The organism is Pseudomonas sp. BCA17, assembly GCF_004519405.1.
Taxonomy (GTDB): domain Bacteria; phylum Pseudomonadota; class Gammaproteobacteria; order Pseudomonadales; family Pseudomonadaceae; genus Aquipseudomonas.
In genome coordinates this window covers 41,896-67,412 of sequence record NZ_SGWI01000003.1, presented here as the reverse complement: position 1 = coordinate 67,412, position 25,517 = coordinate 41,896, and the positions used below count along the sequence as shown (strand labels likewise).

25 protein-coding genes are annotated in these 25,517 nt (G+C 60.3%); 16 read left to right on the top strand and 9 right to left on the bottom strand.

What is annotated here, in order from left to right; translation table 11 throughout:
* The 5 genes from EXW71_RS12815 (at position 1) to EXW71_RS12795 (ending at position 6,828) form a co-directional block, all read left to right on the top strand.
* Complete coding sequence (locus tag EXW71_RS12815; RefSeq protein ID WP_134661087.1) at positions 1-1,785, top strand: GMC family oxidoreductase; 1,785 nt, start codon at positions 1-3, stop codon at positions 1,783-1,785.
* A 12-nt stretch (positions 1,786-1,797) separates the two neighbouring features.
* Entirely contained in the window at positions 1,798-3,108 is a 1,311-nt protein-coding gene (locus EXW71_RS12810) for a cytochrome c (RefSeq protein ID WP_134661086.1), read from the top strand.
* 80 nt (positions 3,109-3,188) lie between these two features.
* Complete coding sequence (locus EXW71_RS12805; protein WP_134661085.1) at positions 3,189-4,247, top strand: PA0069 family radical SAM protein; 1,059 nt, start codon at positions 3,189-3,191, stop codon at positions 4,245-4,247.
* A gap of 216 nt (positions 4,248-4,463) precedes the next feature.
* The gene (locus EXW71_RS12800) at positions 4,464-5,195 is read left to right on the top strand and encodes a carbonic anhydrase (protein WP_123716710.1); all 732 of its coding nucleotides are present in this window, start codon (positions 4,464-4,466) and stop codon (positions 5,193-5,195) included.
* An 85-nt stretch (positions 5,196-5,280) separates the two neighbouring features.
* Positions 5,281-6,828: a SulP family inorganic anion transporter gene (locus EXW71_RS12795; RefSeq protein WP_134661084.1), complete on the top strand. Its 1,548-nt coding sequence runs from the start codon at positions 5,281-5,283 to the stop codon at positions 6,826-6,828.
* A gap of 129 nt (positions 6,829-6,957) precedes the next feature.
* On the opposite strand, the gene EXW71_RS12790 is transcribed toward EXW71_RS12795, so the two are convergent.
* Complete coding sequence (locus EXW71_RS12790) at positions 6,958-7,605, bottom strand: hypothetical protein (RefSeq protein ID WP_123716712.1); 648 nt, start codon at positions 7,603-7,605, stop codon at positions 6,958-6,960.
* Between the two features lie 368 nt (positions 7,606-7,973).
* Here EXW71_RS12790 and coxB point away from each other — a divergent pair, with 368 nt between their 5' ends.
* From coxB to EXW71_RS12770, 4 genes are all read left to right on the top strand, one after another.
* On the top strand, positions 7,974-9,101 hold the full coding sequence (gene coxB, locus EXW71_RS12785) for a cytochrome c oxidase subunit II (protein ID WP_123716713.1): 1,128 nt from the start codon (positions 7,974-7,976) through the stop codon (positions 9,099-9,101).
* A 58-nt stretch (positions 9,102-9,159) separates the two neighbouring features.
* On the top strand, positions 9,160-10,743 hold the full coding sequence (gene ctaD, locus EXW71_RS12780; protein ID WP_017137901.1) for a cytochrome c oxidase subunit I: 1,584 nt from the start codon (positions 9,160-9,162) through the stop codon (positions 10,741-10,743).
* A 132-nt stretch (positions 10,744-10,875) separates the two neighbouring features.
* Positions 10,876-11,427 carry a cytochrome c oxidase assembly protein gene (locus tag EXW71_RS12775; protein ID WP_123716714.1) on the top strand — a complete coding sequence of 184 codons (552 nt, stop codon included), beginning with the start codon at positions 10,876-10,878 and terminating at the stop codon, positions 11,425-11,427.
* Between the two features lie 35 nt (positions 11,428-11,462).
* A complete protein-coding gene (locus tag EXW71_RS12770; RefSeq protein WP_134661083.1) occupies positions 11,463-12,350 on the top strand; it encodes a cytochrome c oxidase subunit 3 in 888 nt (295 codons plus the stop codon).
* Positions 12,351-12,355: 5 nt separating this feature from the next.
* Here the strand turns inward: EXW71_RS12770 and EXW71_RS12765 are convergent, their stop codons facing one another.
* Positions 12,356-12,559 (bottom strand): twin transmembrane helix small protein, encoded by a 204-nt coding sequence (locus tag EXW71_RS12765; RefSeq protein WP_016969525.1) that lies wholly within the window; start codon positions 12,557-12,559, stop codon positions 12,356-12,358.
* Positions 12,560-12,591: 32 nt separating this feature from the next.
* Between EXW71_RS12765 and EXW71_RS12760 the strand changes: the two genes are divergently transcribed.
* From EXW71_RS12760 to EXW71_RS12740, 5 genes are read left to right on the top strand one after another with little or no spacing between them, the layout of a single operon-like run.
* Positions 12,592-13,356 carry an SURF1 family protein gene (locus EXW71_RS12760; RefSeq protein WP_134661082.1) on the top strand — a complete coding sequence of 255 codons (765 nt, stop codon included), beginning with the start codon at positions 12,592-12,594 and terminating at the stop codon, positions 13,354-13,356.
* Positions 13,322-13,906, top strand: a complete 585-nt coding sequence (locus tag EXW71_RS12755) for a hypothetical protein (protein ID WP_134661081.1) — start codon at positions 13,322-13,324, stop codon at positions 13,904-13,906. The genes EXW71_RS12760 and EXW71_RS12755 overlap by 35 nt, the downstream gene beginning before the upstream one ends.
* Positions 13,907-13,916: 10 nt before the next feature.
* Positions 13,917-14,996: a heme A synthase gene (locus tag EXW71_RS12750; protein WP_134661080.1), complete on the top strand. Its 1,080-nt coding sequence runs from the start codon at positions 13,917-13,919 to the stop codon at positions 14,994-14,996.
* Positions 14,984-15,883 carry a heme o synthase gene (cyoE, locus tag EXW71_RS12745; protein WP_123716718.1) on the top strand — a complete coding sequence of 300 codons (900 nt, stop codon included), beginning with the start codon at positions 14,984-14,986 and terminating at the stop codon, positions 15,881-15,883. The genes EXW71_RS12750 and cyoE overlap by 13 nt, the downstream gene beginning before the upstream one ends.
* The gene (locus tag EXW71_RS12740; RefSeq protein ID WP_134661079.1) at positions 15,880-16,515 is read left to right on the top strand and encodes an SCO family protein; all 636 of its coding nucleotides are present in this window, start codon (positions 15,880-15,882) and stop codon (positions 16,513-16,515) included. Before cyoE ends, EXW71_RS12740 begins: the two co-directional genes overlap by 4 nt.
* A 128-nt stretch (positions 16,516-16,643) precedes the next feature.
* Here the strand turns inward: EXW71_RS12740 and EXW71_RS12735 are convergent, their stop codons facing one another.
* Genes EXW71_RS12735 through EXW71_RS12725 form a run of 3 tightly spaced genes read right to left on the bottom strand, consistent with a single transcriptional unit; the run spans position 16,644 to position 19,166 of the window.
* On the bottom strand, positions 16,644-17,417 hold the full coding sequence (locus tag EXW71_RS12735) for a MetQ/NlpA family ABC transporter substrate-binding protein (protein WP_123716720.1): 774 nt from the start codon (positions 17,415-17,417) through the stop codon (positions 16,644-16,646).
* Between the two features lie 49 nt (positions 17,418-17,466).
* The gene (locus tag EXW71_RS12730; RefSeq protein WP_134661078.1) at positions 17,467-18,159 is read right to left on the bottom strand and encodes a methionine ABC transporter permease; all 693 of its coding nucleotides are present in this window, start codon (positions 18,157-18,159) and stop codon (positions 17,467-17,469) included.
* A complete protein-coding gene (locus EXW71_RS12725) occupies positions 18,159-19,166 on the bottom strand; it encodes a methionine ABC transporter ATP-binding protein (protein ID WP_134661077.1) in 1,008 nt (335 codons plus the stop codon). The genes EXW71_RS12730 and EXW71_RS12725 overlap by 1 nt, the downstream gene beginning before the upstream one ends.
* Positions 19,167-19,431: 265 nt before the next feature.
* Between EXW71_RS12725 and katE the strand changes: the two genes are divergently transcribed.
* Positions 19,432-21,573, top strand: coding sequence for a catalase HPII (gene katE / locus EXW71_RS12720; protein WP_134661076.1), 2,142 nt, complete (start codon positions 19,432-19,434; stop codon positions 21,571-21,573).
* 96 nt (positions 21,574-21,669) lie between these two features.
* Here katE and EXW71_RS12715 read toward each other — a convergent pair whose 3' ends face one another.
* From EXW71_RS12715 to EXW71_RS12700, 4 genes are read right to left on the bottom strand one after another with little or no spacing between them, the layout of a single operon-like run.
* Positions 21,670-22,389 (bottom strand): PA5502 family lipoprotein, encoded by a 720-nt coding sequence (locus EXW71_RS12715; RefSeq protein ID WP_134661075.1) that lies wholly within the window; start codon positions 22,387-22,389, stop codon positions 21,670-21,672.
* Between the two features lie 37 nt (positions 22,390-22,426).
* A complete protein-coding gene (znuB, locus tag EXW71_RS12710; protein ID WP_071494781.1) occupies positions 22,427-23,215 on the bottom strand; it encodes a zinc ABC transporter permease subunit ZnuB in 789 nt (262 codons plus the stop codon).
* Positions 23,208-23,993 carry a zinc ABC transporter ATP-binding protein ZnuC gene (gene znuC / locus EXW71_RS12705; RefSeq protein WP_134661074.1) on the bottom strand — a complete coding sequence of 262 codons (786 nt, stop codon included), beginning with the start codon at positions 23,991-23,993 and terminating at the stop codon, positions 23,208-23,210. Before znuC ends, znuB begins: the two co-directional genes overlap by 8 nt.
* A complete protein-coding gene (locus tag EXW71_RS12700; protein WP_123716726.1) occupies positions 23,993-24,475 on the bottom strand; it encodes a Fur family transcriptional regulator in 483 nt (160 codons plus the stop codon). Before EXW71_RS12700 ends, znuC begins: the two co-directional genes overlap by 1 nt.
* A gap of 58 nt (positions 24,476-24,533) precedes the next feature.
* Between EXW71_RS12700 and EXW71_RS12695 the strand changes: the two genes are divergently transcribed.
* Positions 24,534-25,463 (top strand): zinc ABC transporter substrate-binding protein, encoded by a 930-nt coding sequence (locus tag EXW71_RS12695; protein ID WP_134661157.1) that lies wholly within the window; start codon positions 24,534-24,536, stop codon positions 25,461-25,463.
* The last annotated feature ends 54 nt before the right edge of the window (positions 25,464-25,517 follow it).

Below are 25,517 nucleotides of genomic sequence, written 5' to 3'. Positions count from 1 at the left end.
GTGGCGACCATCATGAAGAAAGTGGATGCGGTGATCGTAGGCTTTGGCTGGACCGGCGCGATCATGGCCAAGGAGCTGACGGAAGCTGGCCTCAACGTGTTAGCGCTGGAGCGCGGCCCGATGCAGGACACTTACCCGGACGGCAACTATCCCCAGGTCATCGACGAACTGACCTACAGCGTGCGAAAAAAACTCTTCCAGGACATCTCCAAGGAGACGGTGACTATTCGCCACAGCGTGAATGATGTCGCCCTGCCTAACCGTCAATTGGGTGCGTTCCTGCCGGGTAATGGCGTAGGCGGCGCGGGCCTGCATTGGTCGGGGGTGCATTTCCGTGTCGACCCGATCGAGCTGCGCATGCGCAGTCACTACGAAGAGCGCTACGGTAAGAACTTCATTCCTAAAGACATGACCATCCAGGACTTCGGCGTCAGCTATGAAGAACTGGAACCTTTTTTCGACTACGCGGAGAAAGTCTTCGGCACCTCCGGCCAGGCGTGGACCGTCAAAGGCCAGTTGGTAGGCGAAGGCCGGGGCGGCAACCCCTATGCGCCGGATCGCTCCAACCCGTTCCCGTTGGAGGCGCAGAAAAATACCGTTTCCGCACAGCTGTTTCAGAAGGCAGCTACGGAGGTAGGTTATAAGCCTTACAACCTGCCGTCCGCCAACACGTCGGGGCCGTATACCAACCCCTACGGCGCGCAGATGGGACCGTGCAACTTCTGCGGTTTCTGCAGCGGTTATGTGTGCTACATGTACTCCAAGGCCTCGCCGAACGTGAACATTCTGCCGGCGCTGCGCCAGGTGCCGAATTTTGAGCTGCGGCCCAACTCCCACGTGCTCAAGGTCAACCTCGACAGCACCCGGAAAAAAGCCACGGGCGTGACGTACATCGACGCCCAGGGCCGTGAGTGCGAGCAACCGGCGGACCTGGTGATCCTCGGAGCCTTCCAGTTCCATAACGTGCGGTTGATGCTGCTGTCGGGCATCGGTAAACCCTACGACCCGATTACCAATGAGGGCGTGGTGGGCAGGAACTTCGCCTACCAGAACATGGGCACCATCAAGGCCTTCTTCGACAAGGACACCCACACCAACAACTTCATCGGTGCGGGCGGCAATGGCGTGGCCATCGATGATTTCAACGCGGACAACTTCGACCACGGGCCACACGGTTTTGTGGGCGGCTCGCCGATGTGGGTCAACCAGGCGGGCAGCCGGCCGATTGCCGGTACCTCCAACCCGCCGGGCACCCCCGCCTGGGGCAGTGCATGGAAACGCGCCACCGCCGATTACTACACCCACCAGGTGTCGATGGATGCCCATGGTGCCCATCAATCCTACCGAGGTAACTACCTGGACCTGGACCCGGTATACCGTGATGCCTACGGCCTGCCGCTGCTGCGGATGACGTTCGACTGGCAGGAAAACGACATCAAGATGAACCGATTCATGATCGAAAAAATGGGCAAGGTCGCCGAAGCGATGAACCCCAAAGCCATTGCCGTACTCGGCAAAAAGGTCGGTGAGCACTTCAACACGGCGTCCTACCAGACGACCCACCTCAACGGCGGCGCGATCATGGGCACCAACCCGAAAACCAGCGCGTTGAACCGCTATCTGCAGAGTTGGGATGTGCACAACGTGTTTGTCCCGGGGGCTTCCGCGTTTCCACAAGGCTTGGGCTATAACCCTACCGGCCTGGTGGCGGCGTTGACCTATTGGTCGGCGCGGGCGATCCGCGAGCAGTACCTGAAAAACCCCGGCCCGCTGGTTCAGGCATAAGGAGCGATGACCATGAAAGCATTCGTTATCGCCTCTCTGACGGCCTCTCTGGGGTTGCTCAGCAGTTGCTCGGTCAGTGCGGCTGAAACTGATCTGATCAAACAGGGGGAATACCTGGCCCGCGCCGGCGACTGCGTGGCCTGCCACACCGCCAAGGGGGGCAAGCCCTTTGCCGGCGGCCTGCCGATGGAAACCCCGATCGGCGTGATTTATTCCACCAACATCACCCCGGACAAGGCTGGTTTGGGCGACTACAGCTTCGAAGACTTCGACAAGGCCGTGCGCCATGGCGTCGCCAAGAACGGTAGTACGCTTTACCCGGCGATGCCCTACCCGTCTTACGCGCGCGTCAGTGACAGCGATATGCAGGCGTTGTATGCGTACTTCATGAAGGGGGTCGAGCCGGTCGCTCAAGCGAACAAGGACAGCGATATTCCCTGGCCCTTGAGCATGCGCTGGCCTTTGACGGCGTGGCGTTGGATGTTCGCCCCGGCGGTGCAGGAATCCGTGGCCCAAGCTGCTGCCGACCCGGTGATCAGCCGTGGCGCTTATCTGGTGGAAGGCCTCGGCCACTGCGGCGCGTGTCATACACCGCGCGCCCTGACCATGCAGGAAAAAGCCCTGAGTGCCACCGACGGCAACGCGTTCCTGTCCGGCAGTGCACCGCTGGAAGGCTGGATCGCCAAAAGTCTGCGCGGCGACCACAAGGACGGCCTCGGCAGTTGGAGCGAAGAGCAACTGGTGCAATTCCTCAAGACCGGCCGCAGTGATCGCAGCGCAGTGTTTGGTGGCATGAGTGATGTTGTAGTCCACAGCATGCAGTACATGTCGGAAGATGATCTGACTGCAATCGCCCGTTACCTCAAGAGCCTGCCGGCGGTCGATCCCAAGGATCAGCCGCACCAGTACGACAAACAGGTGGCTGAGGCGTTGTGGAAAGGCGACGACAGCAAGCCGGGTGCGTCGGTATACATCGACAACTGCGCGGCCTGCCATCGCACTGACGGCCATGGCTATACGCGGGTGTTCCCGGCGTTGGCAGGCAACCCGGTATTGCAGACGGCGGATGCCACGTCATTGATCAACATCGTATTGAATGGGGGCACCTTGCCGGCGACCCATACAGCGCCGTCCACCTTCACCATGCCGGCCTTCGCCTGGCGTCTGTCGGATCAGGAAGTGGCGGATGTGGTCAGTTTCGTTCGCGGTAGCTGGGGTAATAAAGGTGCACCTGTGAAGACCAGCGACGTTGCAAACCTGCGCCACAATGATATGCGCACCACCTCTGGTGATGACCTGGGGCAGGTGACGAAGAAAAACTGATCCGCCCTGACCGCCAAACGGCACTGGTCAGAAACCTTGCGCCTCGATACTGTATATAAAAACAGTATCGAGGCGTTTTCATGTCTACTGCGCTGCCGCCCCGTGGCCGGGGTACGGCCACCAACCTGCACAACCGCTTTGCGCCCACCGTCAGCGTGGTCGAGGACGACGGCTGGTTCCAGGAAGTGCCGCCGACCCAAGGCACTGAAGTGCGTATCGAAACGGCCAAGTCCATCATCACCCGCAACAACTCGCCGGATTTGCCCTTCGATCGTTCGATCAACCCTTATCGCGGTTGCGAGCATGGCTGTATCTACTGCTATGCACGGCCCAGTCACGCCTATTGGGACATGTCGCCAGGGCTGGATTTCGAAACCAGGTTGATCGCCAAGACCAATGCCGCCGATGTGCTGGAGCAACAGTTGTCGAAGCCGGGTTACGTGTGTGCGCCGATCAACCTCGGGTCCAACACCGACCCGTACCAGCCTATCGAACGCGAGTACAGGATCACCCGGCAGACCCTTGAGGTACTGCTGCGCTACCGGCACCCGGTGACCATCATCACCAAGGGCTCGCTGATATTGCGCGACCTCGACCTCTTGACCGAGCTGGCCCGCCAGCGCCTGGTGGCGGTGATGATCAGCCTTACCAGCCTGGACGACGAACTCAAGCGCATCCTGGAGCCGCGCACGGCGGCGCCCAAGGCGCGGTTGCGAGCGATTCGTGTGATGCGTGAGGCGGGCATTCCAGTGGGTGTGCTGTGTTCGCCGATGATCCCCATGATCAACGACAGCGAACTGGAAAGCCTGCTCACTGAAGCTCACGCGGCCGGCGCGCAAAGTGCCGCTTACATGATGTTGCGCTTGCCGTTGGAGGTGGCGCCGCTGTTCGAGGAATGGTTGGCCGCGCATTACCCGCAACGCGCGGCCCATGTGATGAGCCTGGTGCGTCAGGTGCGCGGTGGGGAGGTGTACGACAGCCGTTTCGGCGTACGTATGCGCGGCGAAGGGCCGTTTGCCGATTTGCTGGCGCAGCGCTTCAGCAAGGCGATCCGGCGGCTGGGGTTGAACCGCCGGGAAGAGTTCAACCTGGACTGCACAGCGTTCTGCCCACCGGGGCGACAAATGGCGCTGCTCTAGGCTGCCTAGGAATGTCGTACTGATTTTGTAGGAATAGTCGCGTTTTGATATCAATGAAACCCGCGTTCTAGAGCGGTCCATTCAGTTTGAGTTAAGTTTCGATGGGTACCTTGTTCCGCGAGTGACTGATAAGTCTGCGTCGCAGCTGTAGGAGTTTTACTGCCTAGCGTCGATCTGACCTGACTACCTCCCCTGCATTAATCAAGAGGATGAATCATGAGTGACAAGGATAAACAGCCGTTGGCTGCGTCGGCTTCAGCGCCTCAGGTGGCGGAATCCGCCGATGCAGCGCTAAAGCATATCGTTGACGGCTTTTTGCATTTCCATCACGACGTCTTCCCGCAGCAGGAAGAACTCTTCAAGAAACTGGCCACGGCCCAGAGCCCACGGGCGATGTTCATTACCTGCGCCGACTCGCGCATCGTGCCCGAGCTGATCACCCAAAGCTCCCCAGGCGACCTGTTCGTGACCCGTAACGTCGGCAACGTGGTGCCGCCCTACGGCCAGATGAACGGTGGTGTTTCCACCGCCATCGAGTACGCGGTACTTGCCCTGGGCGTGCAGCACATCATCGTGTGCGGGCATTCCGATTGTGGTGCCATGCGCGCGGTACTCAACCCGGGCAGCCTGGAAAAGATGCCGACAGTCAAAGCCTGGCTGCGTCATGCCGAGGTCGCCAAGACTATGGTCCATGACAACTGCGACTGCGCCAGTGAGGGCGAGAGCATGAAGGTGCTGACCGAAGAAAACGTCATCGCCCAACTGCAACATTTGCGCACCCACCCGTCCGTGGCCTCGCGCATGGCCAATGGTCAGTTGTTTATCCATGGTTGGATCTACAACATCGAGACCAGCGAAATCCGGGCCTACGATGCGGACAATGCGGCATTTCGACCGTTGAACGGCACTGAGCCGATTCCTTCCGCGACGCCTAAAGCGCGCTTCTAAAACATTTCCCTGCCGGGTCAAGCGGTGGCTGTCATGGATGCAGCCAGGCTTTGCCGCGACCGGCGAATAGCTCGGGAGAGTGATCATGCGTGCTGCTCAATTGAAAGCTGTACTGCCGCGGGAGCTGCTCGCTTCCGTGGTTGTGTTTCTGGTTGCCCTGCCCCTGTGCATGGGCATCGCCATCGCTTCCGGCATGCCGCCGGCCAAGGGGTTGATCACCGGGATTATCGGTGGGCTGGTGGTAGGTTGGTTGGCGGGGTCGCCGCTGCAGGTCAGTGGCCCGGCGGCGGGGTTGGCGGTGTTGGTGTTCGAGTTGGTGCGCCAGCACGGCATGGTGATGTTGGGGCCGATCTTGCTACTGGCAGGGCTCCTGCAACTGGTGGCGGGTCGCTTGCGCCTGGGGTGCTGGTTTCGCGTGACGGCGCCGGCGGTGGTGTACGGCATGCTGGCGGGGATCGGCGTGCTGATCGTGCTGTCGCAGATCCACGTGATGCTCGACGGCGCGCCCCAACCTTCGGGGCTGGCTAACCTGACAGGTTTCCCGGCGGCGTTGGGCGAAGCGATTCCAACCCTCGGCGGTGGCCTTGGATGGCAAGCCGGCCTGCTCGGCTTGTCGACGATGTTGGTGATGTATCTGTGGGATAAATTACGTCCGCAAAGCCTGCGTTTCGTTCCCGGCGCGTTATTGGGTGTGGGTCTGACGACCGTTATCAGCCTGATGCTGGCGCTGCAGGTCAAGCGTGTGGAGGTCCCGGAAAACCTTGCCGACGCCATCGACTGGCTGCGTCCCAGTGACCTGCTGAACCTGGCCGACCCGCAGTTGTTGATTGCTGCGTTCGCCGTGGCGTTTATTGCCAGCGCCGAGACGTTGCTCTCTGCAGCGGCGGTTGATCGGATGCACAGCGGTCAGCGCTCCGATTTCGATAAGGAATTGTCTGCCCAAGGTGTGGGCAACATGCTGTGTGGTCTGGTCGGCGCATTGCCGATGACGGGCGTGATCGTACGCAGTTCGGCCAACGTGCAAGCCGGTGCCACGACCCGACTGTCGGCCATGTTCCACGGCTTGTGGCTGCTGGCCTTCGTCTTGTTGCTGTCGAGCGTACTGCAGAGTATTCCGGTGGCGAGTCTGGCGGGTGTGTTGGTGTATACCGGAATCAAGCTGGTGGACATCAAGGCGTTCAAGGCGCTGGGGCGTTATGGGCGCATGCCGATGTTTACCTATGCCGCGACGGCGCTGGCAATCATCTTCACCGACCTGCTGACCGGCGTGCTGGTGGGTTTCGGTCTGACATTGGTGAAGCTGGCGTTCAAGGCGTCACGGTTGAAGGTGAGCCTGATCGACCTGCCGCAAGACGGCGAGATGGAGTTGCGCCTGATCGGCGCGGCGACCTTCCTGAAGGTGCCGATGCTGACCCAGGTACTGTCGACGGTGCCGGCGGGGACCACCGTGCACGTGCCGCTGAACAACCTGAGTTATATCGACCATTCCTGCCTGGAGTTGCTGGAGGAATGGGGGCGGGCGAACGCGGCCAAGGGATCGAGGCTGGTGATCGAGGCGCGGGGGTTGAAGCGGCGTTTGGAAGGTCGGGTACGGACGACGGTGGGGATCGGCTCCGCACCTCCAATGACCTGACAAAAGCGTATCAAAAAATGCGGGAGGGGCTTGCTCCCGGTGGCGGTGGGTCAATCAGCTCGTACATCGGCTGGTCCATCGCTATCGGGAGCAAGCCCCTTCCACATGTGTTCTGCGTCGGGTTGGAATTTAAGCAGGCTGATCCAGCGACAGCTCAACCCCCAACTGCCTTGACAGGCACGGCCAGCGTTTCCACGCCGCTTCCGTGTCCGGGCTCTTGAGTGTCTCGCGATAGGCCTCCACCGACTCCAGCGCAAAGTTCTCTTCGTTGAGCATTTCATCCACCGCCAGATGCACCGCTTCATCCAGCTGGTTGGCGAATTGCTCACCGATCAGTTGATGGGCAATCAAATTGGCGACTGTGGTATCGGTTGGAATTAACGGTTGGCCGAAGTGCTTGATATACAGATCGTTGACCTCTTCCACCAAGCGATGCGCCAGATAGGCTTCGTCCAGCAGGCCATCGAGACCCTCATGCCCTGCCAGGATCGCAGGAGGCTGCAGGAAGAAATGCTCGGCGATCTTCAATACCGGCTTGATCTGGCTTTCAATGCCGGCTTCGCGGGCCACGTCGTTGGCGGCTTCCAGCAAGTCGGGAACGAGGTCGATGTAAGCGGTCACGAAGCGAGTCATGACAATGTTGCGATCACCGTCAGCCAGGGAGATGGCCGAATGCAGGTGCGGCAATTGTTTTTCCAATTGCTGGGCAAGCTGGCCCGTAGTGGCTTCGTGTTGATGGGCAAGGGAAATCTGCTCGCGCAATGCGGCGGTGTTCATGAAGGCTCCAGTGAAACAGGCGTAGGAAAAGGGAGAGGATAAGGTAGCTCGTTTATACGAGCACCTAAGATGCATTTGTCATAATTATTTCATGGTTATGCGCCGCGGTTATATCGAATTGCCATCGTCTGTCGGATAAACGTTTGCGTGCCCTGTTTTATGGGGCCCGCCCGTCGATTTTTGTTCATTTGCCCCTACACATTGCGGGGTTGCAGGTGCTGTCTATACTCGGTTTGTACGCAATTAGCTGATGACGCCCAACTGCATGAAGCAGGCAAGGCCTGGCGGTTGTAAGCAGTATGGAAGCCGCTCCCTTCGCCGCAGGTGCAAACCGGCGGGATAACAAGAAACATAAAGGGGAACCCGCAATGACGCGACATCCACATGTTTGGATGGGCCTACTGTTGTGGTCGGTATTCGGCCAGGCGCACGCCGCCTGGACAACGAATATGGCCCCAGGGGCGACTGAAGTCAGTCACGCCGTGTTTGACCTGCACATGACCATTTTCTGGATTTGTGTGGTGATCGGCATCGTCGTGTTTGGCGCGATGTTCTGGTCGATGATCCTGCATCGCCGGTCGACGGGCCAGGTAGCGGCCAAGTTCCACGAAAGCACGACCGTGGAGATTCTCTGGACCGTGGTGCCCCTCCTGATCCTGGTGGCCATGGCCATTCCCGCGACCAAGACCCTGATCAACATCTATGACAGCAGTGAGTCGGATATCGATATCCAGGTCACCGGCTATCAGTGGAAGTGGCATTACAAGTACTTGGGCCAGGATGTGGAGTTCTTCAGCAACCTGGCCACGCCCGCCGAGCAGATTCATAACCAGGCCACCAAAGGCGAGCATTACCTGCTGGAAGTCGATCAGCCGCTGGTGCTGCCGGTGGGAGCCAAGGTGCGCTTCCTGGTAACGGCCGCCGACGTGATCCATTCCTGGTGGGTGCCGGCCTTTGCGGTCAAGCGCGACGCCATCCCCGGCTTCGTCAACGAGGCCTGGACCCGTATCGAGAAACCTGGCATCTACCGTGGCCAGTGTGCCGAGCTGTGCGGTAAGGACCACGGCTTCATGCCGATCGTGGTCGATGTCAAATCCAAGGCCGACTACGACACTTGGCTGGGTGAGCGTAAGGCAGAAGCCGCCAAGTTGAAGGAACTGACCTCCAAGGAGTGGACGCTGGATGAGTTGGTGGCCCGTGGCGACAAGATTTATCACACCACCTGCGTAGCCTGTCACCAGGCCGAAGGCCAAGGCTTGCCGCCGATGTTCCCGGCACTCAAAGGTTCGCCGATCGCCACCGGGCCCAAGGAAGATCACCTGCACCGCGTCTACTTCGGCAAGCCCGGTACCGCCATGGCCGCGTTCGGCAAGCAGCTTTCGGAAGTGGATATCGCCGCCGTGGTGACCTACGAACGCAACGCCTGGGGCAACAACAAAGGCGACATGGTTACGCCCAAAGACGTGCTGGCTCTGAAACAGGCGCAAAGCCAATGACTGCCCTCACCGCGTATGCCCTCAACCCATCCGCCCCCTCGCGTGCAGGAGAACGGCCATGAGCACTGTGATCGACCATGGTCATGCCGACCATGCCCACGGCCCCGCCAAGGGCCTGATGCGCTGGGTGCTGACCACCAACCACAAAGACATTGGCACCATGTACCTGTGGTTTGCCTTCACCATGTTCCTGCTCGGCGGCTCATTCGCCATGGTGATCCGTGCCGAGCTTTTCCAGCCCGGCCTGCAGATCGTGCAGCCGGCGTTCTTTAACCAGATGACCACCATGCACGGCCTGATCATGGTGTTCGGCGCGGTGATGCCGGCGTTTGTCGGCCTGGCCAACTGGATGATCCCGTTGATGATCGGCGCCCCGGACATGGCCCTGCCGCGCATGAACAACTTCAGCTTCTGGCTGCTGCCGGCAGCGTTCCTGCTGCTGGTATCGACCCTGTTCACCCCGGGTGGCGGGCCGAATTTCGGCTGGACCTTCTACGCCCCGCTCTCCACCACCTACGCGCCGGAAAGCGTGACGTTCTTCATTTTCGCTATCCACCTGATGGGTATCAGTTCGATCATGGGGGCGATCAATGTGGTCGCCACCATCCTCAACCTGCGCGCGCCGGGCATGACGCTGATGAAGATGCCGCTGTTCGTCTGGACCTGGCTGATCACCGCGTTCCTGTTGATCGCGGTGATGCCGGTGCTGGCCGGTTGCGTGACCATGATGCTGATGGATATCCACTTCGGCACCAGCTTCTTCAGCGCGGCCGGTGGCGGTGATCCAGTCCTGTTCCAGCATGTGTTCTGGTTCTTCGGCCACCCCGAGGTGTACATCATGATCCTGCCGGCCTTCGGCGCCGTCAGCTCGATCATCCCGACCTTCTCGCGCAAGCCGCTGTTCGGCTATACCTCGATGGTCTACGCCACCGCCAGCATCGCGTTCCTGTCATTCATCGTATGGGCGCACCACATGTTCGTGGTCGGTATTCCGTTGGTGGGCGAGTTGTTCTTTATGTACGCCACCCTGCTGATCGCCGTGCCGACGGGAGTGAAGGTGTTCAACTGGGTCAGCACCATGTGGCAAGGCTCGCTGACCTTCGAGACGCCGATGCTGTTTGCCGTGGCCTTCGTGATTCTATTCACCATCGGCGGCTTTTCCGGGCTGATGCTGGCAATCGCTCCGGCGGACTTCCAGTACCACGACACCTACTTCGTGGTGGCGCACTTCCATTACGTATTGGTGCCCGGAGCGATCTTCGGCATCTTCGCCTCGGCCTACTATTGGCTGCCGAAATGGACCGGCCACATGTACGACGAAACCCTGGGCAAGCTGCACTTCTGGCTGTCCTTCGTGGGCATGAACATGGCGTTTTTCCCGATGCACTTTGTGGGGCTGGCCGGCATGCCGCGCCGGGTGCCGGACTACAACCTGCAGTTCGCCGACTTCAACATGGTGTCGTCCATCGGTGCGTTCATGTTCGGCGCCACGCAGATTTTCTTCCTGTTCATTGTGATCAAGTGCATCCGTGGCGGCCCGCCTGCGCCGGCCAAGCCGTGGGACGGAGCCGAGGGCCTCGAATGGAGCATCCCCTCACCCGCGCCGTACCACACCTTCACCACGCCGCCGGAGGTGAAATGAACATCCGGTTGCGTTGCGAACACCGTCAATCTGGGAGGGTGCTCGCCCTCGATGGCGGTGTGTCAGGCGGCATCATCATTGGCTGTGAAATCGCTATCGGGGGCAGGCCCCCTCCCACATTGGGTGGTCGTCATGGCTGAGTCCGTGCCCATCAGGCGCCTGGTCACCCGCCTGCTGATCCTGGTGGTGGCGATGTTTGCCTTCGGCTTCGCCTTGGTGCCGATCTACGACGTGATGTGCAAGGCGTTCGGCATCAACGGCAAGACCGCCGGGCAGTACGAGGGCGAGCAAGTAGTCGACCCGACGCGCCAGGTACGCGTGCAGTTCCTCTCCACCAACGCGATCGACATGGTCTGGGAGTTTCACTCCAAGGCCGACGAGGTGGTGGTCAACCCGGGTGCGGTCACCGAGATGCTGTTCGTGGCCTACAACCCTACCGACAAAGCCATGACCGCTCAGGCGGTGCCCAGCATTTCGCCGGCTGAAGCGGCGATGTATTTCCATAAGACCGAATGCTTTTGCTTTACCCAGCAGGTGCTTCAGCCGGGCGAGCGTATCGAGATGCCGGTGCGCTTCATTGTCGACCAGGCGATGCCCAAGGATGTGAAGCATTTGACCCTGGCGTACACGCTGTTTGATATCACTGCGCGCCAACCGCCGGTGGCCGTCCATACCGGCGGCTAGCTACTGTTTGCCCCCTCAATCAGGAGAGCGAATACATGTCGTCTCATGATACGTACTACGTACCAGCACAAAGCAAATGGCCCATAATTGCCACGTTTGGCATGTTGATCACGGTGTACGGCCTGGGCGTGTGGTTCAACGACCTCAAAGCGGCACGCCCGGAGTCCCACGGGCCGTGGATCTTTTTCGTCGGTGGCCTGCTGCTGGCCTACATGCTGTTCGGCTGGTTTGGTGCGGTGATCAAGGAAAGTCGCGCCGGTTTGTACAGCTCGCAGATGGACCGCTCGTTTCGCTGGGGCATGACCTGGTTCATCTTTTCCGAAGTGATGTTCTTTATCGCCTTCTTCGGTGCACTGTTTTATGTACGGCACATGTCCGGCCCATGGCTGGGAGGTGAGGGCCATAAAGGCATCGCGCACATGCTGTGGCCGAATTTCCAGTTCACTTGGCCGCTGCTCAATAACCCGGACCCGAAACTCTTTCCGCCACCGGAAGGCACCATCAGCCCGTGGGGTTTGCCGCTGGTCAACACGATCCTGCTGGTCAGCTCCAGCGTGACCATCACCCTCGCCCACCATGCGTTACGTAAGGGCCACCGTGGCCCGCTGAAGATCTGGCTGGCGCTCACCGTGCTGCTGGGTTGGGCGTTCCTGGGCTTCCAGGCCGAGGAGTACATGCACGCCTATAAAGAACTGGGCCTGACCCTCGGCTCGGGCGTGTACGGCGCAACCTTCTTCATGCTCACGGGCTTTCACGGTGCCCACGTGACCATTGGCACCATCATTCTGTTCGTGATGCTGATGCGCATCCTGCGTGGGCATTTCAATGCCGAGCACCAGTTCGGCTTCGAGGCGGCCAGTTGGTATTGGCACTTTGTGGATGTGGTGTGGATCGGCCTGTTTTTCTTCGTTTATGTGCTGTGAGGCGCTTACCACGGCGCATGAGAAACCAGCTGGCCGCTGAAAAAGCCCCAGGCGATCAGGCCTACGGTGATCGCGGCCAGTACGACACGCACGGTCAAGGCCGTGACGAGGCGATTGGAGTTGCCCTCGTCCTTGACCAGAAAGAACAAGCCACTGAACAGGCTCACGACAGTCGCGATCAGCATCAGGGCAATGGCGGCTTTGAGCATGGTCTGGCTCCAGGGCTATAGCGGGAGGGGTGATGAAAACCAGTATAGCCAGTGCCATTCAGCGCTTTCGTCCCGGTATTGCGCCGACACTGGTGGTGCTGGTGCTGCTGCCGTTGATGGTGGGCCTGGGGTTCTGGCAGTTGGCTCGCGGTCATGAAAAACAGCTGCTGGTGGACCGTTATGCCGAGCGGCGCGTGGCCGAGCCGATCAGCAGTGTGCAGCTCAGTGACATGACCGATCCCGCTTTTTACCGGGTGCGCCTGCGCGGTCAATTTGACGCCGGACACAGCGTGCTGCTCGACAATCGCATGCGTGACGGCCGCGCAGGCGTGGAACTGCTGCAACCGTTTCATGACCAGGCCAGTGGCCTGTGGTTGCTGCTCAATCGCGGCTGGCTGCCCTGGCCGGACCGGCGCACGCCACCGCTTTTCACGACGCCTGAACAACCGTTGAATCTGGACGCCTGGGTGTACGTCGCCCCGGGCGAAACCTTCCAGTTGCATGCCGACCCAGCGACCAGCCAGTGGCCACGCCTGCTCACTGCCCTGCACCCGGATGCCTTATGGGCGGAGTTGGGTCGCAACGGTTTTGCCTACGAGCTGCGCGCCGAACCCGGTCCCGGTACGTACGACACCACCTGGGCGGTGGTCGCCATGGGCCCGGAAAAACACTTGGGGTACGCCGTGCAGTGGTTCGCCATGGCACTGGCGTTGCTGGCGCTTTACCTCTACCTCGGATGGCACAACAAAAAGGAGAAGTCCCATGGGAGCGGCCATGAATCCACCCAACATGTCTGAAGCGCCTGACCGGCGCAAAGGCCGCTGGCAGCTGATGTTGATTCTGATGATGGTGATCGGCCCGATGGCGCTCGCCACCTTCATGTACAAGCTGCAGTTCTGGGTGCCGGACAGTCGCAGCTACCACGGTGAAATGATCGGCAACGGCCAGACGCGCGCCGACATCGGCGTGCAGGCGGATGAGCAGCGCTGGCAACTGCTGGTCACCGCGCCCGCCACCTGCGCCGCCGATTGCCGGCAACTGGTGTACCTCGCACGCCAGCTGCAAATCAGCCTGGGGCGCGATGCTTCCCGCGCCAGCCACGCCCTCGCCAGTGCCCAGCCTATGAGCGCTGAATACGAGGCCAAGCTCAAGGCCGAGTACCCGCAACTGCAACGTTATGCGCTGGACCTGTCAACCTTCACCAAAGAGGCCGCTGCACCGGGCGATGCGCAACTGTGGATCGTCGATCCCCATGGCAACCTGGTGTTGCGCTACGACGCCAAGGTCAAGGGCAAGGACCTGCTCAACGACCTGCGCCTGCTGCTGAAACTGTCGAACATCGGATAAGGGCATCGTCATGGCCAAACCTGGATTTCGCCTCGCGTTGTTTGCCACCTTGCTGGCGCTGCTGGTCGTACTGCTGGGCGCCTATACCCGCCTGACCCATGCCGGCCTGGGTTGCCCGGACTGGCCGGGTTGCTATGGCTTTATCAGTGTGCCCAAGACCGAAGCCCAGTTGGCCCATGCCGAGCTGCATTTTCCCGATACACCAGTGGAGGCAGGCAAAGGCTGGGCTGAAATGACTCATCGCTACTTTGCCGGCACGTTGAGCTTGCTGATTGTGCTGCTGGCGGCGCGTTCATGGAGCCATCGACGTGACCCTGGCCAGCCGGTGAAATTGCCGCTGTTCTTGCTCGCGGTGGTGTTCGCCCAAGCGGCATTCGGAATGTGGACGGTGACGTTGAAGCTGTGGCCGCAGGTGGTCACGGGCCATCTGCTGGGCGGCTTTGCGACCTTGAGCCTGCTGTTTCTGCTGACGTTGCGCTTGTCCGGTGTGCTGCCCGCCTTGATCGTGCCCAGGCGCCTGCAATATTGGGCGACGGCGGGGTTGGTGCTGGTGATCGGGCAGATTGCGCTGGGCGGTTGGGTCAGTTCCAACTATGCGGCGGTGGCCTGTATCGACCTGCCGACGTGTCACGGTCAATGGTGGCCGGCGGCGGACTTTGCCAACGGTTTTCATCTGACCCAGCACATCGGCCCCAATTACCTGGGCGGGCAGCTTGATAGCGAGGCGCGCACGGCCATCCACCTCACCCACCGTATCGGTGCGATCATCGTCACCGTGGCGTTGCTGGGCCTGGCCTGGCAGTTGCGCGCCGTGGGCATGACCCGGCTGGCGGGCTTGCTGCTGATCGTCCTGGCGGCGCAAATCAGCCTGGGCCTGAGCAATGTGTTTTTTCATCTGCCGTTGCCGGTGGCCGTCGCGCATAACGCGGGCGGCGCGGCGCTGTTGCTGACGCTGGTGCTGGTCAATTACCACGCGCGTACCAGCCTGGTCCGGGTACGTAATCAGTTGCCGTTCGGTTGGCGCTTCATTCCACGCAAACACGTGTCGGGCCTCATTACCCTCAAGGGAGAAATGCCATGGCGACCTTGATCGGCGCACGTCACGATCAGGCGATCTGGCGTGACTACCTGGAGCTGACCAAGCCCAAGGTGGTGGTGCTGATGCTCATCACGTCCCTGGTGGGGATGTTCCTCGCCACCCGTGCGGGTGTGCCGTGGACGGTGCTGGTATTTGGCAACCTGGGCATTGCCCTGTGTGCCGGTGGCGCGGCGGCGGTCAACCATGTGGTGGATCGGCGGATCGACGCGCTGATGGCGCGTACCCATAAACGGCCGCTGGCCGAAGGGCGCGTGTCGCCTCTCGCGGCGCTGGCGTTCGCATTGTTTCTGGCGGTTGCGGGCCTGGCCCTGCTGCTGGTGTTTACCAATCCATTGGCGGCCTGGCTGACGTTGGCCTCGCTGCTCGGCTATGCGGTGATCTATACGGGCTTTCTCAAGCGTGCGACGCCGCAGAATATCGTCATTGGTGGCCTGGCCGGCGCTGCACCGCCGTTGTTGGGTTGGGTTGCGGTCACCGGGCATGTCAGCGCCGAGCCGCTGCTGCTGGTGCTGATTATTTTCGCCTGGACCCCGCCACACTTCTGGGCCCTGGCCATTCACCGCAAGGAGGAATACGCCAAGGCCGATATCCCGATGCTGCCGGTTACCCACGGCGAGCATTACACCAAGGTGCATATCTTGCTCTATACCTTCGCCCTGCTGGCGGTGAGCCTGATGCCTTATGTGATTCATATGAGCGGCCTGCTGTACCTGGCCTGTGCGCTGGTATTGGGCGGGCGCTTTCTGCAATGGGCCTGGGTGCTGTACCGTGGCAGCAAGCCGCACGCGGCGATCAACACCTTCAAGTACTCTATCGGGTACCTGTTTTTGCTGTTTATCGCCCTGCTCGTAGACCACTACTTACTGTTGAACCTATGACTCGAACTCAAAAAACCGTCTTTATCCTGGTGGCCATCGTCGCGTTGATCATGGGCCTGACCGTCAACAAAGTGCTGAACAGCAAAGGCCAGGGCGATCCCACCGCGCTGATCGACGCCGGCATCATCCTGCTGCCGCAAGCACGCCAATTGCCGCCGGTGACGATGACCAATCAGGACGGTCAGCCAGTGGTGGTCAATGAGCTCAAAGGCAAGTGGAGCCTGTTGTTCTTCGGCTACACCTTCTGCCCGGACATTTGCCCGACTACGCTGGCCCAGCTACGCCAGATCAAGAGTGAGCTGCCCAAGGACGCCGTGGATAAATTGCAGGTGATTCTGGTCAGTGTCGACCCGAACCGCGACACACCCGCCCAGCTCAAGCAGTACCTGGGCTACTTCGACCCGCAATTCGAAGGTCTCACTGGCGCGAATGTGGAGGATGTGCAGAAGGTCTCGAATGCCGTGAGCATCCCTTTCATCCCGGCCGATACCAGCAAACCGAACTACACCGTCGACCACAGCGGCAACCTGGCGTTGATTGGGCCGGATGGTACGCAGCGTGGGTTTATTCGGGCGCCGTTGAACAACCAGAAGTTGGTAGCGCAGTTGCCGGGGTTGTTGCAGCGTAAATAGCAGGCAGCGCAAACAAATGTGGGAGGGGGCTTGTTCCCGATCGCGCAGTTTCAGTCGATGCATACGCTGACTGATCTATCGCTATCGGGAGCAAGCCCCCTCCCACATTTTGGATCTACGGTGTCAGATCAGAACGCCGGCTTGATCGCGCCCTTGTACTTTTCTTCGATGAATTTCTTCACTTCAGGTGTGTGCAGGGCTGCAACCAGTTTCTTCACCGCATCCGAATCCTTGTTGTCTTCGCGGGTCACCAGGATGTTCACGTAAGGCGAGTCGCTGCCTTCGATGATCAGTGCATCCTTGGATGGGTCCAGCTTGGCTTCCAGGGCATAGTTGGTGTTGATCAGCGCCAGGTCGACCTGCGTCAGCACGCGCGGCAGGGTGGCGGCTTCCAGTTCGCGGAACTTCAGGTGTTTCGGATTGCCGGTGATGTCCTTGATGGTCGACAGGATGTTGGTCGGGTCCTTCAGGGTGATCAGGTTGTGCTTGGCCAGCAGCAACAGTGCGCGGCCGCCGTTGGTGGCGTCGTTCGGGATCACCACATTGGCGCCGTCCGGCAGGTCTTCCAGCTTTTTGTACTTGCTGGAGTACGCGCCCAGCGGCTCAAGGTGCACGGCGCCGGCGCTCACCAGGTGAGTGCCCTTGGCCTTGTTGAATTCATCCAGATACGGCTGGTGCTGGAAGAAGTTGGCGTCCAGGCGCTTTTCAGCCACTTGCACGTTTGGCTGCACGTAGTCGGTAAAGACTTTCACCTGCAGGTCCACGCCTTCTTTGGCCAGGGCCGGCTTCACGAATTCGAGGATTTCCGCGTGCGGCACTGGCGATGCGGCGACCGTGAGGGTCTCGGCAGCATGGGCGGAAAACGCGGCAACGGCGGCGAAAGCAACCAGTAGTTTTTTCATCCAGCAAGCTCCTTGTTCGGGCATGTGCCGGCGAGGCCGGCAATGGCCGTTATTTTCGAGAAAAGTGCACCACCAGCTTGTCGCCGACGGTTTGCAGAATTTGCACCAGGATCACCAGCATCACCACGGTGACCACCATTACATTGTCTTGGAAACGCTGGTAACCGAAACGGATCGCCAGGTCGCCCAGGCCACCGGCACCGACCACGCCGGCCATCGCCGTGTAGGACACCAGTGTAATCGCGGTCACGGTAATGGCCGCGAAAATGCCGGGGCGTGCTTCGGGCAGTAGGGCGTTGGTGATGATCTGGCGCGTCGTTGCGCCCATCGACATCGTGGCCTCGATGATGCCTCGGTCCACCTCACGCAGTGCGGTTTCTACCAGGCGTGCAAAGAATGGTGTGGCGCCGATAACCAGCGGTGGAATCGCGCCCGCAACGCCCAGCGTGGTGGCCTCATCCATGTATATGCCAGTGATCAGTTTGGTTAATGGAATCATCACGATCAACAGGATGATGAACGGCAGCGAACGCAGGATGTTCACGATCAGCGACAGAAAGGCGTACAAGCCTTTCTGTTCGAATAGCTGACGTGGGCTGGTCAAGAACAGCAGCACACCCATGGGTAGGCCCAGCACGACCGTGAAGAACAGCGAACCGAACAGCATGGTCATGGTATCGCCGGTGGCGAGCCAGATTTCGGACCAGTCGATGTCGGCAAAAAAACTCAGGAAAACGTCCATTAGCGCAGCACCTCCATATGAACGTCGGCAGCGGTGAAGCGCGCGAACGCGGCTTCCATGTCACCGCCAGTGACAGCGAGGGTCAATTGCCCGTAGGGGGTCTCTTTAATGTGGTCGATACGACCGGCAAGGATGCTGTAGTCCACCCCCGTTTCACGGGCGACGGTGCCCAGCAGCGGCGCGTAGGTCGCTTCGCCTTGGAACGTCAGGCGAATGATACGACCCGGCACGTGAGCGAAGTCATCACGTTGCTCGCTTTCATCGATCTGATCAGCTTCCTGCACGAAGCGCTTGGTGGTCGGGTGCTGAGGGTGCAGGAACACATCGGCCACCGAGCCTTGCTCGACGATCACACCGGCATCCATCACGGCGACCTGGTCGCATACGCGACGGATCACATCCATTTCATGGGTGATCAGCACGATGGTCAGCTTCAGTTCGCGGTTGATCTCGGCCAGCAGTTGCAGGACCGAGGCGGTGGTCTGCGGGTCGAGTGCACTGGTGGCTTCGTCGCACAGCAGGATTTTCGGCTTGGTGGCCAGGGCGCGGGCGATGCCGACGCGTTGCTTCTGGCCACCGGATAACTGCGCCGGGTACTTCTTGGCGTGGTCCGACAGGCCGACGCGGGCGAGCAGCTCGGCCACGCGCAGGTCGATTTCCTTGCGCGACAGTTCGCCGGCAAGGGTCAGCGGCAGCGCCACATTATCGGCGACGGTCTTGGAAGCCAGCAGGTTGAAGTGCTGGAAGATCATCCCGACTTGCTGGCGGAAGCGACGCAGGCCGTTGGCATCCAGGGCAGTGACTTCTTCACCGTCGACATTGATCTGGCCGCCGCTGGGTTGCTCAAGGCGGTTGATCAGGCGCAGCAGCGTGCTTTTGCCCGCACCGGAGTGGCCAATCAGGCCGAATACCTGGCCGTTTTCGACGCGCAGGCTGGTGGGGTGCAGGGCGGGGATTTCCTTACCGGCGACGCGGTAGGTTTTATGGACGTTATGAAACTCGATCACGTAGCGAACCTTGTGGGGCGCATGGAAAAGGGATCAGCGGTTAGCCGGGCGCGCATTTTAGCCTGTCCGTATAGCGTTTCTTAGCATTTATTTCGTATTCAACCAGCGATTTGGCAATAACGCGATCAAAGGTCATAAAAAGGGAACGGTGAAAAAAGGTATCAGTCACTACTTAAGCAATTCGAAATCCTGAGGTGCCGTGCCTGGGGATTGTTCTAGAAGAGCCAGGGATCGCTCTGGCCACTTAAGAAGGAGTTTTTGCCTGATGAGTACTAAAAAGCCAGTCACCCCGCCAAAGAGTGAACTTGCGGGGACCGATACCTTGGACCGTGGCAACACCAACGCCAAGCTGCAGGCTTTGGAGGAGTTTCGCTCGGACGCCACTGGCCAGGCCCTGCGCACCAACCAGGGCGTGAAGATTGCCGATAACCAGAACACCCTGAAAGTCGGCGCCCGTGGTCCGTCGCTGCTGGAAGACTTCATCATGCGTGAAAAGATCACGCATTTTGACCATGAACGTATCCCGGAGCGCATCGTGCATGCCCGTGGTACCGGTGCCCATGGTTATTTCCAGACTTATGAAAACCATTCGGCGCTGAGCAAGGCCGGGTTCCTGCGTAATCCTGAGCATAAAACCCCGGTATTTGCGCGTTTCTCCACCGTTCAAGGTCCGCGTGGATCGGGCGATACGGTACGTGACGTGCGCGGCTTCGCCGTGAAGTTCTTCACCGACGAAGGCAACTTCGATCTGGTGGGCAACAACATGCCGGTGTTTTTCATACAAGACGCCATTAAGTTTCCCGACTTCGTGCACGCCGTGAAGCCTGAGCCGCACAACGAGATTCCCACCGGCGGCTCGGCCCACGATACGTTCTGGGATTTTGTCTCGCTCCAGCCGGAATCGGCGCATATGGTGCTGTGGGCAATGTCCGACCGCGCTATTCCAAAAAGCCTGCGCGCCATGCAGGGCTTTGGCGTTCATACCTTCCGCATGATCAATACCGATGGTGAGTCGAGCTTCGTGAAGTTCCACTGGCGCCCTAAAGTGGGTACGTGTTCGCTGGTGTGGGACGAAGCGCAAAAGCTTGCGGGCAAAGATACCGATTACCACCGTCGCGACCTGTGGGAAGCGATTGAATGCGGTGACTACCCTGAGTGGGAATTGGGTGTACAGATCGTCGCGCAAGAGGACGAACACAAGTTCGACTTCGACCTGCTCGATCCGACCAAGATCATCCCCGAAGAGCTGGTGCCGATTACGCCGCTGGGTAAGATGGTGCTTAACCGCAACCCGGACAACTTCTTTGCTGAAGTCGAACAGGTCGCGTTTTGCCCAGGCCATATCGTGCCGGGTATCGACTTCACCAACGATCCGTTGCTACAAGGCCGTCTGTTTTCCTACACGGATACCCAGATCAGCCGACTCGGTGGTCCGAATTTTCATGAGCTGCCGATCAATCGCCCGGTCACGCCTTTCCATAATGGCCAGCGCGATGCTCAGCACCGTACCGTGATCGACAAGGGCCGCGCCGCGTACGAACCGAATTCGATTGATGGTGGTTGGCCGAAAGAAACACCTCCGGCGGCCCAGGATGGCGGTTTCGAGACCTATTACGAGCGCGTGGACGCCAACAAGGTACGTGAGCGCAGCGAGTCGTTTGGTGATCATTTCTCGCAAGCCACGCTGTTTTTCCACAGCATGAGCCATCACGAAAAAGAGCACATCATCGCGGCTTACAGCTTCGAGTTGGGCAAGGTGGAACGTGAGTTCATTCGTGCTCGCCAAGTCAATGAGATTCTGGCCAATATCGATTTGGAACTGGCCAAGCGCGTCGCGCAGAACCTGGGTCTGCCGGCGCCAACCAAAGGCACGGTGCCGCCGCGTGAGACGTCGTTGAAAGTGTCGCCCGCGTTGAGCCAGGTGAACCTGCTGTCGGGCGATATCAAGACGCGCAAAGTCGCGATTCTTGCGGCTAACGGTGTGGATGGCGCGGCGATTGCGACGCTGAAGGCGGCGCTGGAAACCGAAGGTGCACACGCCAAGTTGCTCGGGCCGACTTCGGCGCCGGTGAAGACCGCTGATGGCAAGAGCCTGGCGGTGGATGCGTCGATGGAAGGCATGCCATCTATTGCGTTTGACGCAGTGTTTGTCCCTGGCGGTAAAGAGTCGATCAAGGCGCTGAGCGGGGATGGCGTCGCGTTGCACTTCCTGTTGGAGGCATACAAGCATCTGAAGGCAATTGCCGTTGCCGGTGATGCCAAGCCATTGCTGGACCTGCTCAAGCTTGAAGTGGATGCGGGGTTGATCGTTGGAGCCGATGCCAAGGCCTTCAAGGCCTTCTTCGCGGCGATTGCCCAGCATCGCGTGTGGGAGCGTGAGCCGAAGGCCAAGGCTATTCCGGCTTAAGTGATCTGCTGTTAGTCGGATCGCTATCGGAAGCGAGCCCGTCCGCACTTGAATGTAATTATCTTCACGTGTGGGACGGGGTCGCTCCCGATGCTTTTACTGCGTCTTGCGTGGAATCAGCACAACCTGCGCGGCAATGTTCTTCAAAATCTGCCGGTGAATCTTCAGGTCATATCCCGAATCAATTCGCTTAACCCGTTTGGTGAGCAATGTGGCCAGCCATGGGTAATCCTGGGTGCGCGGCACTTGAATGCTCACGTCGCACTGGTAATTCACCAGGTCGGTGGCGATCGCATCCAGTTGGTGGCGAAGTTCTTCTATATCGGTGAGGTTCAGCGCCACGGTGGTGCTTTCTGCGGCCGGGTCGATGACTTTGGCGGCAGGCTTGGTTTCAGCGGCTTTCAGGGCGGCTTCGGCTTTTTCCAGTTCGGCTTTGCGGGCGTGGCTGATGGCGCTGTTTACGCCGCCTGTCAGTGCAGGCGCCTTAGGCATCAGCGCACGTGCGCGGCTCAGTGCCGTGGCGGCGGCGTTGACGTCACCCTTTTGCAGCACGATCTGGCTGCGTTGCAGATAGGCTTCGGCCAATTGGCGTTGGTAAGGTTCCAGAGCCGGGTCATCAGGCGACTGTGCCTGCAATGCGGCGAGCTGATCCTCAGCGGTGGCCAGTTCACTGCTGGCCAGGTTTTGCTCCAGTTGCGCGATGGCCGTAGCACGCGCATCCGGAGCATCGGGAGCGGCCGGCGGTGTGCTTTGGCAGGCGCCCAGCAGCAGGGAAAATGCGGCAAGGAGCAGATAACGGGAGTTGAACGGCTTCATTCCTGCGACTCTCTAATTGCGCAAAAAGCGAGCAAGTCTACACCCCTCGACGGGGCAGGACAAAACTCAGCAGAAACAGGGCGGCCGCCGTTACAACAATCGACGGTCCTGCCGGCGTGTCCTTGAACCAAGACAGTGCCAGGCCCCCGCACACTGCCAGCATCCCCAGCAGGCTGGCGCCTATGGCCATCTGCTCGGGAGAGCGGGCGTGGCGCTGGGCGGCGGCGGCGGGAATGATCAGCAGCGACGTGATCAACAATACGCCGACTATCTTCATCGCAACAGCAATCACCACCGCGATCAACAACATCAGGGCCATGCGCAGGGCCGGCACCGGCAAACCCTCCACCGTGGCCAGTTCTTCATGCACCGTAATTGCCAGCAACGGACGCCACAGGGCCACCAGTAAAACCAGTACGGCCGCGCTGCCGCCCAGTATCCATGCGAGATCACCCGGGCTGATCGCCAGTAAATCGCCAAACAGGTAGGCCATCAGGTCGATGCGAACTTCGTGCATGAAACTCAGCACCACCAGGCCCAGGGACAGGGTGCTCGGCGCCAGGATGCCCAGTAGCGTGTCGGAGGCGAGCGGCTGGCGCTGTTGCAGGGTTACCAGCAGCACTGCCAGTAGCAGGCAGCCTACGGTGACGGCGATGGTCGGGCTCACATCCAGTAAAAAGCCCAGGGCGACGCCCAGCAGGGCGGCGTGGGACAAGGTGTCGCCGAAGTAGGCCATGCGCCGCCAGACCACGAACGAGCCCAACGGGCCCGCCACCAGTGCCAAAGCCAAGCCTGCCAGCAGGGCGTAGAGCAGAAAATCAGCCATGCTTGCAGCTATCTCCATGGACGTGGGTATGAGGTTTGGCGGGATCATCCACGACAGCGCCATGCAAATCATGAGCGTGATCGTGATGGTGATGGTATATCGCCAGGCTCTGGGCGTTATTGCCGAACAACTCGACGAACGCCGGATCGCCGCTGACCTGTTCCGGGTGGCCGGAGCAGCACACATGGCGGTTCAGGCAGACGACCTGGTCAGTGGTGCTCATCACCAGATGCAGGTCGTGCGACACCATCAGCACGCCGCAGCCATGGCGGTCGCGCAGGCGGGTGATCAGGCGGTACAGCTCGGCCTGGCCAGCGACGTCGACGCCTTGTACAGGCTCATCCAGCACCAGTAATTCGGGCTCGCGCAACAGTGCGCGGGCCAGTAATACGCGCTGCATTTCGCCGCCGGAGATGCTCTGCACCGGGCTGTCGATGACCTGCTCGGCGCCGACTTCCCTGAGCGCAGCCTGTGCGCGGGCACGGTCGACACCCGGTACCAGGCGCAGAAAGCGCAGTACGGACAGGGGCAGCGTCGGGTCGACGTGCAGCTTCTGCGGCATGTAGCCGACGCGCAGCTTGGGTTTGCGCCATACGCGGCCGCTGTCGGGCTTGAGCAAACCGAGTACGGCACGCACCAGGGTGGTCTTGCCCGCGCCATTCGGGCCGATCAGGGTGACGATCTGCCCGGGTTCCACGCTCAGTGCGATGTTATCCAGTACGTTTTGCCCGGCGAACGTGACTGCGACCTGCTCCAGGCGGATTAACGCGTTGCTCATCAAGCCCCCTGGCAACCCGAGCAGAGCCCGACCACTTCGACCGTTTGCCCTTCAACCTTGAAGCCGACGTCGGCGGAGCTTTGGATGATGGCGTCGCTGATGCTTTTCTGTTCAAGCTCGATGGCGGCGTGGCACTCGCGGCAGATCAGGAACTGCCCCTGATGCGCGTGCTCCGGATGGCTGCAGCCGACAAAGGCGTTGAGGGACGCGATGCGATGCACCAGGCCGTTGTCCAGCAGGAAATCCAGCGCACGGTAAACCGTAGGTGGTGCGGCGCGGCGGCCGTCCTGCTCGCTGAGCACGCCAAGAATGTCGTAGGCGCCCAGCGGCTTGTGGCTCTGCCACACCAGCTCCAGCACCCGACGACGCAAAGCGGTCAGGCGCAAGCCTTTCTGCGCACACAGGGTGTCGGCTTCCGACAGCGCGGTATGCACGCAGTGGGAGTGGTCGTGGGGACGGCTGGCAAGCGGTGTTTTAGGCATGGGCGGCGACAGACATTTGATAGAGACGTTATTATGTTACCCGTTCCTACGCCATCGAGTGGTCATCGTGTTCCGACTTTTTCCCGTTTTTGTCGTATTTGTCACCAGTTTGTTCGTTGCCGGGGCTGCTCAGGCAGAGGTCAAAGTGTTGACCAGTATCAAGCCGTTGCAGCTGATTGCCGCCGCTGTGCAGGATGGCGTAGCGATCCCGGAGGTGTTGTTGCCGCCTGGCGCATCGCCGCACAACTATGCCTTGCGCCCATCCGACGTACGGCGCGTGCAGTCGGTGGACCTGCTGTATTGGATCGGTCCGGACATGGAGAGCTTCCTGCCGCGCGTGCTCAAGGGGCGCAACCTGCCGACCGTGGCCGTGCAGGACCTTCCAGGCATGAAACTGCGTCGTTTTGCCGAAGATAGCCACTCTCACGCTGATGAGGCCGACGAACATGACCATGATCACCGCCCGGGCAGCCTGGATGCGCACTTGTGGTTGTCGACAGTAAACGCGCGCGTGATCGCGGCACGCATGGCGTCTGATCTCAGCGCTGCCGACCCGGCCAATGCCGCACGTTATCAAAGTAACGTGAAAGCCTTCGATGAGCGTCTGGATGCTTTGGATGCGCGGTTGAAGGCGCGCTTGGCGTCAATCGGCGACAAACCTTACTTCGTGTTCCATGAAGCCTTTGATTACTTCGAAGACGCCTACGGGCTCAAGCACGCCGGCGTATTCAGCGTGGCTGCCGAAGTTCAGCCGGGCGCCCAGCACGTTGCGGCAATGCGTACGCGTTTGCAGGAAGTGGGCAAGACGTGTGTGTTCAGTGAGCCGCCATTGCGTCCGCGCCTGGCTGAGACGCTGGTGGCAGGCCTGCCGGTGAAGCTGGCGGAGCTGGATGCATTGGGGGGCTACACGCCGGCCACGGCGCAGGGTTACGAGCAGGTACTGGAGAAATTGGGCAATGATCTGGCGGGGTGCCTGGAGTCGCTCTGAAAGCCGGCACTACGCATCAACCCATGGGAGGGGGCACGCCCCCTCTCACATTTT